The organism is Shewanella eurypsychrophilus (assembly GCF_007004545.3).
Classification (GTDB): Bacteria; Pseudomonadota; Gammaproteobacteria; order Enterobacterales; family Shewanellaceae; genus Shewanella; species Shewanella eurypsychrophilus.
Window position 1 is genome coordinate 2,105,321 of record NZ_CP045503.2, and the last position, 12,209, is coordinate 2,117,529.

Genomic DNA, 12,209 nt, shown 5'->3' on the forward strand with positions numbered 1-12,209 from the left:
CTCACGCATAAGTCAGGAAGTCCCAGTGCAGCAAGTCAACCGTGATGGGTCTAACGTTTCAACGCCAGCTGTGGGACAAAATAACTAATACTCATCGGAATAAGATTTAAAAATGACAAAACAGGTATAGATACAAGAGGGAATAAAAAACGTCAGCCTTTTATGGCTGACGTTATTGTTTTATACCAGTTGGTATTAGGCTTTTTGTAAGTCGCTAACTGACTTGGCTAGGTCGCCGCTTTCATATTGCGAGTAAATTCGCCAAGTTTAGCAAGTAGCGTGACTTCATCATCTTTGTGGGCTGCGATGATCTTAACCACCGCCGAGCCGGAGATAACCCCTGCTGCCCCGGCTTGGATGGCGGCTTTCACTTGGCTTGGCTCGGCGATGCCGAAGCCTAGCAGTGGTGGCGCACCGTTAAATTCTTTCAATCGAGATAAAATCTCACCGATAGGCATACCCGCTTTAGACTCGGTACCAGTCACCCCTGCGCGCGATAGTAAGTAAGTATAACCTTCACCTTTCTCACTCACTTGTTGCAATGTTTCTCTATCTGCATTTGGTGGTGCGATAAAGATAGGACAAACATTGTGGGCCTTAGCCGATACGATAAAAGGCTCTGCTTCCTCAACGGGTACATCGGCGATCAGTACCGAATCGACGCCAGCAGCTTGAGCGCTAGCATAGAAGGTATCGATACTCTTGGTATAAACCAAGTTAGCATAGAGTAAGAGTCCGATAGGAAGATCTGAGTATTTAGCACGAATGCTGGTTAGCATTTCGAAACACTGAGTCGGCGTGGTACCCGCTTCCAGTGAACGCAGATTGGCACCTTGAATGACTGGGCCATCAGCCAGTGGGTCTGAGAAGGGAAAACCTAACTCTAAGGCATCGGCACCATTGTCGACTAAACAGTCGATGATTTTCAGTGACAGTTCAGGGCTGGGATCGCCTAGGGTCACGAATGGCACAAATGCGCCCTGATTTTTTGCCTTCAGTGCGGCAAATGCTGCCTGGTAACGGCCTGCTTGTTTAGATTCAGTCATTGCCACTCTCCTCTGTTTGCTGGCTCGTTTGTGATTTCTCACGCTCTTCAAGAATATCTGCAACGGTGAAGATATCTTTATCGCCACGACCAGATAAATTGATCACTAAAAGCGTCTCTTTAGTGGCTTTTTCGGCAAGCTTAAGGGCATAAGCGATTGCATGGGCCGACTCTAGCGCCGGAATGATACCTTCACTGCGGGCAAGCAGCTGGAAGGCTTCTAATGCCTCATCATCGGTAGCTGATTCGTAGGTTGCCCGGCCAGTTGCGGCAAGGTGTGCGTGCTGCGGCCCCACGGATGGGAAGTCGAGGCCTGCCGATACTGAGTAAGACTCTTCAATTTGTCCCTCTTTATCTTGCATGAGCGGCGCCTTCATACCGAAGAAGATACCCGTTTTTCCGTGTTTAAGCGGTGCGCCATGCATGGGCGTATCGAGACCAAGTCCAGCAGGTTCTACACCGATAAGCTGTACACTTTCTTCATCGATAAAATCGGCAAACATACCGATGGCATTTGAGCCACCGCCGACGCAGGCAATAACAGCATCGGGAAGGCGACCTTCACGCTCTAGGATCTGTCTCTTCGTCTCCTCACCGATCATGCGCTGGAACTCACGTACTATGGTTGGGAATGGATGTGGCCCTGCAGCCGTACCGAGCAAGTAATGGGCTTTTTCATAGCTGCCAGACCAGTCACGCATGGCTTCGTTACAGGCATCTTTTAGTGTCGCAGAGCCTGAAGTCACCTCTATCACTTCAGCACCCATTAACTTCATTCTGAAGAGATTGGGCGACTGACGAGCGGCATCTTTAGCGCCCATGTAGACCTTACATTTAAGATCTAGCAGTGCACAGGCTAGGGCGGTGGCTACGCCATGCTGACCTGCTCCCGTTTCGGCGATGATCTCTTTCTTACCCATACGTTTAGCAAGCAGGGCCTGGCCCAATACCTGATTGGTCTTGTGAGCACCGCCATGAAGCAAGTCTTCACGTTTTAGGTAGATCTTTACCAGCGGATTAGGACTCAAGTTACGAGTGAGGGTTAACGCTGTTGGCCGACCCGCATAATTTTTCAGGAGATCGCTAAACTCAGCCTGAAATTCAGGGTCGTCCTGGGCTTCAATAAAGGCGGTTTCGAGCTGTTTAAGCGCTGGTACCAAGATCTGCGGTACGTACATACCGCCGTATTCACCAAAGTAGGGATCAAGCTTCATTATATGTCCTTAAAATAGATCTGCTGCGCATCTCTATTGATACCGCTTCGCGGCGTGAGAATAAAAATATTATATGTGTACAGGTCTATCACCAGTGACTTGCAAAGAAGCGTGGATAGACCTAACCATAAATTGTTAGTACTGTCGAAGAGCTGCAAAGGTTGATTGGATCAGTTGGTGATCTTTAACCCCAGGTTCACTCTCCAAGCCTGAATTGAAATCTAAGCCGTAAAAGCCTTGTCTGGCTGCATCCTTGGCATTATCGGTATCTAAACCGCCTGCAAGCATGGCGTTAGCACGACTCGGTAGTGTTTGCTGCCAGTTAAAGGTTTGCCCTGTACCGCCAAACTGCCCACCGGCTTTGCTGCTTTTGCTATCGAACAAGATACGGTCTGCATTGGTCGGAATGGGTAATTGACTATTAGTAGCATCAAGATGAAGGTCGACATCAATGGCTACCGCCTTCCAAATTTGTGCGTTGCAGCCGACAGACTCGAGAGCACTGCGAACTTGAGTTATTTCGAACTCAGTTTCACTACCATGAAGTTGCACAGCAAACAGTCCAAGCGTGCTGGCGATGTCGGCAACAAATTCAGCGGTTTCGTTGACAAATACACCCACGAAATGGAGCTGTTTACCTGTGTCACGTTGAGTGTGCACTAGGTTCAAAGCACGCTCAGGGCTGATATAACGAGGTGACTTTTTAGCAAAAATAAGCCCGCCATAGATGGCGCCTGCATCGGCTACAGCCGTAACATCTTCAATGGACGTTAGACCACAAACTTTGTTGTGACCCAAAGTGAGGGTACGGCATGCCAAGTCTAGGTCTTCTGCTGCCATCAAAGAGCTGCCAACTAGGAAGCCATCCACTAACGGGCTGAGTCGGCGAACTTGTGCCTGATTATAAATTCCTGACTCACTGATAACGATACGATCGCTTGGAATGTGGGGAGCGAGCTCCTCTGTGGTCGCCAAATCGGTAGACAAGTCACGCAGGTTACGGTTATTGATGCCAATAATGTTAGCACCCAGAGAAATGGCACGTTCAAGCTCTTCTAAGTTGCTCACCTCGGTGAGCATATCGAGTTGGTACTTGTTAGCCTCTGATGCTAAAGCACGATATTGCTCATCATCGAGCACTGACAGCATGAGTAAAATCGCATCGGCTCCTTGGTGGGCGGCAAGTTTTACTTGATAACTATCGACAAAGAAGTCTTTGCATAAAATCGGCTGTTTCACACGAGCTCGGACTTTAGGAATATAGTCCATATCACCTTGGAAAAACTGCTCATCGGTGAGTACCGAGATACCTGCGGCGTAATGATTATAGACATCAGCAATCGCTTCGACGTCAAACTCCGCTCGAATCAATCCTTTCGATGGACTGGCCTTCTTGCACTCGAAGATGAAACCGGCATTGGGAGCGCGTAATGCTTCGAACAAGCTGCGATCTGAGATTTTAGGCTTGAGGTCCGCTTCAGGAAAACGCAGCTTGAGTGATGCGATATGCGCGACTTTGGTATCGACAATTTTTGTCAGTACATTACTGGTTTTAGCTAATGGCTCTGTCTGATTGTTATTTCTTAAATCTTCTGAACTATTTTTTCGACTATTCACTCTACTGCTCCGGCTCTATTTGGCTGCTGTGCTGGCGCTAGCAAGCTGCTCGAGTAATTGGTATGCCTTGCCACTTTCTAAAGTGGTTAGGGCTAGGGCGGTGCCAGATTTTACTGAGTCACACACACCAGAAATATATAAAGCACACCCCGCATTAGCGGCAACGGCATCACGATGCGCCGCTTGGCCACGACCCTGAAGAATTGCGCGGGTGAACTCTGCATTTTCTTGTGGCGTTCCGCCCTCTAAATCTTTGAGATTGGCCTGGGTAATACCTAAGTCATCGGGGGTGAGTTGGTACTGATTTATCTCACTATCTACCAGCTCACAAACAAGGGTATCACCGTGAATCGCCACCTCGTCGAGTCCGCTGCCATGAACCACCATCGCGCGCTTCATTCCTAAGGCTTTTAACACTTGAGCGATAGGTTCAACTAACTCACTGCTATAGACGCCGAGCACAATAAAGTCAGGGTGAGATGGATTAATCAGTGGACCAAGAACATTAAACAGAGTGCGTGTTTTTAATGCCTGTCTAACAGGCACTGCATGACGGACTCCACCATGGTAATGCGGGGCAAACAGGAAGCAAAGACCTAACTCATCTAAGCAATCACGAGCCGTGTCTGGAGACATGGTTAAGTCGATACCAAATTGAGCCAATAAATCAGATGAGCCAGATTTACTCGACACACTGCGGTTACCATGTTTAGCAACCTTTGCTCCAGATGCCGCTGCTACAAAGGCGGCTGTGGTGGAGATATTGATGGTGTTATGACCATCGCCTCCGGTACCGACGATATCGACGATGCCTTGAGCTTGAGTGGCATAACTTGGGGATGGAAATGGTTTCGCCGCCGCACGAAGTGCATCTGCAGCACCTGAAATCTCATCGATGGTTTCGCCGCGCATTTTCATGGCGATGAGCATTCCAGCCATCGCCACCTCGCTCATCTCACCTTGAATGATGCTGCTAACTAAAGTGTTAGCCTCTGTGCGTGTCACGCTTTGTCCCGCATACAGTTTATCTAGTAGAGGTTGAAGCTGGCTCATTTTGCATCTCCAGTTATGGTTGAGACATCAGTACCGGTTAAATAGCTGAGAGTTTGCGTCAGCAGTTGGCTGCCGAGTGTCGTCAAAATAGATTCAGGGTGAAATTGGAAACCAACGGCCTTGTGATGCTTATGAGAGATAGCCATTGGCATCTCCTCGGTGGTGGCGATCACGTTAAGGCATTCAGGTACCTGAGTTGCCACTAAACTGTGATAACGCGCAACAGGCAGAGGTGAAGGCAGGCCAGCAAACAGCTCGATGCCTTCATGGAAGGTTGGGCTAGCTTTACCATGAACGACATGGGGGGCACGCTCTACTTTACCGCCATAGTGCTCTACTAAGGCTTGATGGCCAAGGCAGATCCCTAACATAGGTACCTTACCGGCTAGTTTTGCAATCAGTGCCATTAAGCAGCCTGCTTCATGAGGAGCGCCAGGCCCTGGTGACAAGACCAAGGCAACTTTTTCATTCTCATTGAGTAGCTTAGCTGCAATAAATTCAGCATCTAGGTCATTACGATAGATCACGACCTCAAAGCCTAGGCTTCTGAATTGATCGACTAGGTTGTAGGTGAAAGAATCGAAATTGTCTAAAAGATAGAGTTTCATAGCCCGCCTCCAATTTTAATGGCTGTGATCACAGCTTGTGCTTTTTGACGGGTTTCATCGGCTTCGGCTTGTGGGTCTGAGTCATAGACAACACCAGCACCCGCTTGAATATGGGCAATACCGTTTTTAACAAACGCAGAGCGGATCACGATACAAGTGTCCATATCGCCAAGGCCATTTAAGTAGCCAGCCGCGCCGCCGTAACTGCCACGCCTTGTTTGTTCAACGGCGCGGATCAGCTGTGAAGCACTGACTTTTGGGGCACCAGTTAGTGTCCCCATATTCATACAAGCTTGATAAGCGTGCAGCGCATCTAAGTCATTACGAAGTTGGCCGGTAACTCGGCTGACTAAATGCATTACATGGGAGTATCTATCTACTTTTAATAACTCTGGAATTTTACGGGTACCACTTTGACTGATACGCGCGACGTCATTACGGGCCAAATCAACCAGCATCAGATGTTCAGAAAGCTCTTTCTTATCTAAACGAAGCTCTAGCTCTATACGGCTATCGAGGTCGGCATCAATTTGACCATCAGGGGTTTTTCCACGCTGACGAGTCCCAGCGATAGGATATATTTCGACTTGATTGGTGCTGGTCTCATATTTCAAGGCACTTTCTGGGGAGGCACCAAACACGGTGAAATCATCGCCTCTGACATAAAACATATAGGGACTTGGATTGGTTAGACGTAACGCGCGATATGCGCCTAGCGTATTAGGGCAGGGAAGACTGAAGCTACGTGACGGCACGACCTGGAAAATATCACCAGCGATAATATGCGTTTTAAGATCCCTCACCGTCGCTTTAAAGGCGTCATCTGAGACATTGACAGTGACATCTGCATTAACAGGGACGAGAGCTGAAGCCGCTTTGACCTGTGATATCTGTGCATTAACGGAATCAATGCGAGCGGTTAAGATTGCAGCGTAAGCATTTTTATCTGTGGTGTCTGTAATGAAGTTATGGGTGATAATATCAGCCGTTTCTTGCTGACGGTCGACCGTTATTAAGGTTTCTGCAAGATAAAACAGGTAATCAGGACAGGTATTGTCACCGTTGTTAACTTGAGGTAGAGGCTCGACAGTATCGATTAAGTCATACGCTAGCACACCACCTAAAAATAGATCTTCAAAAGCTGGCTTGTCACCGCAATCTATCTCTTGTATTAATGCTCGAAGGCCATCGAGCGGCGAGGTTGCTTTGAGTCTGGCATCTTCATCTAGCTGCTCGGTTTCCTTGACCAAAGTGAGCTTTAGTACATTGGTTTCTAGATTAGAGCTAGCGTGTTTAAAATATGTTTGTATCGGTAACAGTAGCGATTGGCCATTGTCTGTGAGCGCGGTAAAGGTCAATTGGTAACCTTCGCAGCGGATCATCAAGGCGGCATGGGAGAGAATAATGCTCTTGATGTTGTCCTTACTCTCAATTTCAGCAGATTCGAGCAACATGGTGTGTGGCGCATCTTGGGTGAGGTGCTGATATAAACTTAAAGGATCATCCGGGTAGGAGATCCGCTCCTTACTCGTGCTGACTTGAGCTAGTTTCATCTATTGTCTCGCTTCTCTAATCCGTTTTTAAATAAGTTGATATTAATACTCTTTACGATGAGCTTAGATACCTGTCTTGACTTGTTGCTGTATTAAAATTGGGTACAAAAAAGCCCGCATCTTGTGCGGGCTTCTTGTTTAATCTTGTCTCTTTTACATGAGCACAGAATTTCACACCACCCGCTAAGTTGGGAAGTGCCACCACCAATTGATGTTTTGTGCTGGAAATAACGTTTTCATCGTGAAGTTGAGTCCGTTTTAAAAGAAAGAACATGTAAAAGATAAAATACTAATTATGCATTAAGTTCGTTTATAAAATGCATTCAGTGGCTATATCAAAACATTAGCGGCTTGATCATGTCAATTGAATATTTTTATATTTGAGCATATCTGACCAGAAGAGCGTGAGTTTTGGATACTTCTCTACCTTATAAGTAGCATTTTACAAATAATTGTTAGGCCATTTAACTCTTTTCCCCTTTTGCTAACAAACTCAAGTAGAATAAGCCCATGACAGATGAAACTTTATTAATCGATCTCCATAGCCACTCAAGCGCTTCCGACGGTCAACTCACCCCTTCCGAACTCATTGAACGCGCCATTGATAATGGTGTGCAGATATTTGCTATCACAGATCACGATACGACTGGGGGCTTAGCAGAAGCACATGCCTATAATCAGGCACATGAATCTCCATTAACCTTGCTTAATGGTGTCGAAATTTCGACGCGCTGGCATAATCACGATATTCATATTGTGGGTCTTAATGTCAGCTTAGATAATGAATCGTTCGAAGCTTTTTTGGCAAACCAAAGAGAGTTAAGAGAACTAAGAGCGAAAGAGATCGGGATCAGATTGGCAAAGGCTGGAATTGAAGGCGCCTATGAGGGCGCAAAAGCCTTAGCAGGAGAGGCGGCTTTGAGTCGTGGTCATTATGCGCGCTGGTTGGCGACGAATGAGTATGCAACAAGTACTGCAAATGTGTTTAAGAAGTACCTCGCCCGTGGAAAAACAGGTTATGTGCCCAATAATTGGTCTGATATGGCTACTGCAATCGAGAAAATACACCAAGCTGGTGGCATTGCAATATTGGCACACCCAAGCGGTTACAAGCTTTCCTCTAAATGGGTCAAGCGTTTAGTGAGAGAGTTTAAAGAGGCGGGTGGAGATGCTATGGAAGTCATTGTCAGTCGCCAGACCATAGAAGATCGAAATAATTTAATCGCACTGAGTTTACAGAATGAGCTTGCTGCCTCCCTGGGCAGTGATTTTCATTTTCCCGGTAGCTTTATTGAACTTGGTAAGAGTATGTACCAACCCAAAGGTGTGAACTGGGTATGGCAGATGGATAATTGGAAAATGGGCCAAGCCGCTTAACGACCTTTATGTTGAGATTGGATAATCTTAGCGAGCAGAAGGCTTGAAGCACCATATTGATAAGAATTGGATGAAAAGATCATGAGTCAGTTTTTTTATGTACACGAAGAAAACCCGCAACCACGGCTGATTAATCAAGCGGTAAATGCACTTAAAAGTGGTGGTGTGATCGTATACCCAACAGATTCAGGTTATGCCCTGGGATGTCTGCTTGGCGATAAAGATGCGATGAGCCGTATAGTGCGCATACGCCAGATTGAAAATGACCATAATTTTTCATTGATGTGTCGCGACCAGTCTGAGTTATCAGCCTATGCGAAAGTGGATAATCAGGCTTATCGAGTGTTGAAGCACAATACGCCAGGTCCTTATACGTTTATCTTTAAGGCCAGTAAAGAGGTGCCAAAGCGTCTACAGAGCCCTAAAAAGAAAACTATAGGCATTCGAGTTCCGGATAATGTGATTGCACTTGCACTACTCGAAGCGCTAGACGAGCCTTTGATGTCGACCAGTCTCATTTTGCCCGGTGAAGAGTTTACCGAGTCAGATCCTGAACATATCCGTGACATTTTGGAACATCAGGTCGATGCCATTATTCATGGTGGTTATTTGGGTGAGAAACCGACGACTGTGATTGATATGTCTGAAGGTGATATCGAAATTATCCGTGAGGGTGTTGGTGATATTTCACCTTTTGTTTAAACTGTGCAACCGATATGTATCAAGGTATAATCGCGCGCCATTGTTTATGAGCAAGAGGCTGAGTCAGCTTGGACATATTCAATTTTTAACCTACTAAACTGAGGACAATGGATGCAGGGGACTCAAAAAAGGTTGCCCTTGGCCATAGTCAAAGGTGAGCCGGTTAAACAGCTACCGGTAGATCTGTTTATTCCACCTGAAGCGCTCGAAGTGTTTCTTGAATCCTTTGAAGGGCCACTGGATCTACTGCTGTATCTGATCCGTAAGCAGAAACTCGATGTTGTGGAATTGCCTATCTGGCCTGTCACTAAGCAGTACCTTGAGTATATAGAGCTGCTTCAAGGTGCACGTGTTGAGCTTGCTGCTGATTACTTAGTGATGGCGGCCACGCTTGCAGAGATAAAATCTCGATTATTATTGCCAAGACCTGTGATCGAGAATGAAGAAGAAGAGGATCCTCGTGCTCAGTTGATCCGCCAACTGAAAGCTTATGAAGTCATTAAAGAAGCGCAGCAGCAGCTAGATGAGTTACCTCGTCTAGAGCGAGATGTGTTTCAAGCAAAAGCAACACCAGCACCGGATATTAAGCCTGTGTTACTGCCGCCTGAGGTTTCGCTTTTTGAGATAGCCAGAGCATTTGGCGCTGTGATGAAACGAATAGCAGCCACAGAGCATCATCATGTAAAACGCGAGGTGTTGTCTACTCGAGAGCGTATGGCACAGATTCTATCTCTGCTCGATGGTGAGGACTATCTACCTTTTGAAGCTTTGTTTGATGTTGCCGAAGGTCGCAGTGGCGTTGTGGTGAGCTTTTTAGCTTTGATGGAGCTGGTTAAAGAGCTTCTTGTGGAGCTGGTACAAACTGAACCGTTTTCAACCATACACGTTAAGGCATATTGATTGTCAGCATTAAATCAAAAAAAGCAAAAGCAAACACACATAAATCCGGATCAGCTAAAGCAGTTGATTGAGGCAAGTCTATTTGTGTTAGCAAAGTCGGTCACGATAAAGACGCTAAAAGAGACCGTGTTGGTGAATTTTAGCGTCACACACGTTAAAATTAAGACTGCTTTAGAAGAGTTACAACAAGATTATCAGGGGCGGGGCATTGAGTTAGTCAGCGTCGCCGGTGGCTATCGATTCCAGACTATCGAAGCACTAAGCCCTTATCTTCAGCCATTATGGCAGGAAAAGGCACCAAAATATTCACGTGCTACGTTAGAGACGTTAGCCGTCATAGCCTACAAACAACCTGTCACTCGAGGTGATATAGAGTTTGTCAGAGGCGTAGCTGTTAGCAGCCATACCATTAAAACGTTGACAGACAGACAGTGGATTAAGTCGGTAGGGCATAAAGAAGTGCCAGGCAGACCGGCTCTTTATGTCACAACCACCGAATTTTTAGCCTACTTTGGCTTAGATGCATTAAAGGATCTACCGCCGCTAACCGATACTGAGTCTTTAGAGGCGCTATTTTCTAATGCGGGCTCGGAAACCAGTCCAGAGGTCACTAGTGATGTCGAACTGGTTGATAAATAATTGTTTGCGTCCTTGGTGCAGGTGCGTTTGGAATTAATGGCCATGGCTGAAAAGGTCTTCATGTCATTTGAGATAGGTTCTTCATTAACCTGTTTTGCGTATAGGCTATTTTCCCTGTAAACTAATGCGTTAAAGAGGCATTTTTAGCTATGTGTACATAACTGGGTACATAATTAAAATCCTACCGAATTATCATTAATCTAAGTTATTGTTACTTAGATTAAAAGTCTTAAAGAGTTAACTAATGAGTGAAAAATTGCAGAAAGTCTTGGCCCGTGCAGGCCATGGCTCCCGTCGTGAGATGGAGGCATGGATTGCTGCAGGTCGAATTAGTATAGATGGTGAGATAGCTAACCTGGGTGATCGTATCGAAGCCGATGTGAAGATCCGTATCGATGGTCGCGCCATTTCAATTAAGTCTGAAGAAGATCTTGTTTGTCGTGTGATTGCCTATCATAAGCCTGAAGGCGAGATATGTAGCCGCAAAGATCCTGAAGGTCGTCCAACCGTATTCGATCGTCTGCCTAAGACCCGCGACTCACGTTGGGTTGCTGTGGGCCGTCTGGATATCAATACCTCAGGTCTTTTATTGTTCACCTCTGATGGTGAGCTTGCCAACCGCTTGATGCATCCATCAAATGAAGTTGAGCGTGAATACGCTGTACGTACTTTCGGTGAAGTCAATGATGCCTGTATTCAACGTCTTCGTACGGGTGTGACCCTTGAAGATGGTCCTGCTAGCTTTGATAAAGTTAAAGCGGCTGGCGGTGAAGGCATGAACAAGTGGTGGCATGTGTCACTGGCTGAGGGTCGTAACCGTGAGGTTCGCCGTTTATGGGAGTCTCAAGAGGTTCAGGTGAGCCGTTTGATCCGTATCAGTTATGGCGCAATTGAACTGCCTAAATCTCTACCACGTGGTGGTTGGGTTGAGCTGACACTCGAGCAAGTTAACTACTTGAGAAAAACTGCTGGAATGGATCAAGAGACACGCTCTATCATGGGAACCGATAAGCACAGTGTGGCTCGCTCGAAAGTGAAGGGTGCAAAAATCCGCCGTGCAGTACGTAAGCACAAATCGGTAGCTGCCAAACCTAAGCCTACTCGTAAGAGAGTCTAGTTAAACAAGTGACGAGTTCCTAGATTTTAGTACCTAGGAACTAGGAACTAGGAACGTTAAGAAAAGGCTGCATTTGCAGCCTTTTTTACGTCTGGAACGTTTATGCAATATTTACAGGGATAGTAAAAATATTGCTTTACGTCTGGACTTCTCGTAACAAGAGTTATGCAATATTTACAGGGGGCTGTGATGTTCCCGACATCAGTTAGACATTGCCTACTTCTGAGTTGAATGAGTTCAAAAGGGATCACCATTCCCTCATTAATTCGTCTTGAATTATACCGCCAAAAATAACTCTGAACTGACCACTTTCTTATACCGAGTGGTATGAATCCCAGATTAAATCTCACTGTCTCACTTAAAGCTCTCTCACTTCCTCATTTG

Annotated in this window: 11 protein-coding genes and 1 other annotated feature; of the genes, 5 read left to right on the plus strand and 6 right to left on the minus strand. The window is 46.2% G+C overall.

All coding sequences use genetic code 11. From position 1 onward, the window contains the following. Positions 1-227 precede the first annotated feature (227 nt). The 6 genes from trpA to FM038_RS08860 all read right to left on the minus strand — a co-directional run bounded on the left by trpA (position 228) and on the right by FM038_RS08860 (position 7,090). Positions 228-1,046, minus strand: coding sequence for a tryptophan synthase subunit alpha (gene trpA, locus FM038_RS08835; RefSeq protein ID WP_142870361.1), 819 nt, complete (start codon positions 1,044-1,046; stop codon positions 228-230). Continuing rightward, a complete protein-coding gene (gene trpB / locus FM038_RS08840; protein WP_142870362.1) occupies positions 1,039-2,259 on the minus strand; it encodes a tryptophan synthase subunit beta in 1,221 nt (406 codons plus the stop codon). Before trpB ends, trpA begins: the two co-directional genes overlap by 8 nt. Positions 2,260-2,394: 135 nt before the next feature. Further along, positions 2,395-3,876: a bifunctional indole-3-glycerol-phosphate synthase TrpC/phosphoribosylanthranilate isomerase TrpF gene (gene trpCF, locus FM038_RS08845; RefSeq protein ID WP_142870364.1), complete on the minus strand. Its 1,482-nt coding sequence runs from the start codon at positions 3,874-3,876 to the stop codon at positions 2,395-2,397. 15 nt (positions 3,877-3,891) lie between these two features. Further along, positions 3,892-4,929: an anthranilate phosphoribosyltransferase gene (gene trpD, locus FM038_RS08850; RefSeq protein ID WP_142870366.1), complete on the minus strand. Its 1,038-nt coding sequence runs from the start codon at positions 4,927-4,929 to the stop codon at positions 3,892-3,894. Next, entirely contained in the window at positions 4,926-5,537 is a 612-nt protein-coding gene (locus FM038_RS08855) for an aminodeoxychorismate/anthranilate synthase component II (RefSeq protein ID WP_142870367.1), read from the minus strand. The genes trpD and FM038_RS08855 overlap by 4 nt, the downstream gene beginning before the upstream one ends. Continuing rightward, positions 5,534-7,090: an anthranilate synthase component 1 gene (locus tag FM038_RS08860; RefSeq protein ID WP_142870369.1), complete on the minus strand. Its 1,557-nt coding sequence runs from the start codon at positions 7,088-7,090 to the stop codon at positions 5,534-5,536. Before FM038_RS08860 ends, FM038_RS08855 begins: the two co-directional genes overlap by 4 nt. Positions 7,091-7,194: 104 nt before the next feature. Then, positions 7,195-7,303 (minus strand) — a sequence feature (Trp leader region). A gap of 297 nt (positions 7,304-7,600) precedes the next feature. Between FM038_RS08860 and rnm the strand changes: the two genes are divergently transcribed. The 5 genes from rnm to rluB all read left to right on the plus strand — a co-directional run bounded on the left by rnm (position 7,601) and on the right by rluB (position 11,825). Next, positions 7,601-8,467, plus strand: coding sequence for an RNase RNM (gene rnm, locus FM038_RS08865; RefSeq protein ID WP_142870371.1), 867 nt, complete (start codon positions 7,601-7,603; stop codon positions 8,465-8,467). An 81-nt stretch (positions 8,468-8,548) separates the two neighbouring features. After that, positions 8,549-9,169 (plus strand): L-threonylcarbamoyladenylate synthase, encoded by a 621-nt coding sequence (locus FM038_RS08870; protein WP_142870372.1) that lies wholly within the window; start codon positions 8,549-8,551, stop codon positions 9,167-9,169. A gap of 111 nt (positions 9,170-9,280) precedes the next feature. Next, positions 9,281-10,069, plus strand: a complete 789-nt coding sequence (locus FM038_RS08875; protein WP_142870373.1) for a segregation and condensation protein A — start codon at positions 9,281-9,283, stop codon at positions 10,067-10,069. Beyond that, positions 10,070-10,708, plus strand: coding sequence for an SMC-Scp complex subunit ScpB (scpB, locus tag FM038_RS08880; RefSeq protein WP_142870374.1), 639 nt, complete (start codon positions 10,070-10,072; stop codon positions 10,706-10,708). A gap of 244 nt (positions 10,709-10,952) precedes the next feature. Beyond that, a complete protein-coding gene (gene rluB, locus FM038_RS08885) occupies positions 10,953-11,825 on the plus strand; it encodes a 23S rRNA pseudouridine(2605) synthase RluB (RefSeq protein ID WP_142870375.1) in 873 nt (290 codons plus the stop codon). Positions 11,826-12,209: the final 384 nt, after the last annotated feature.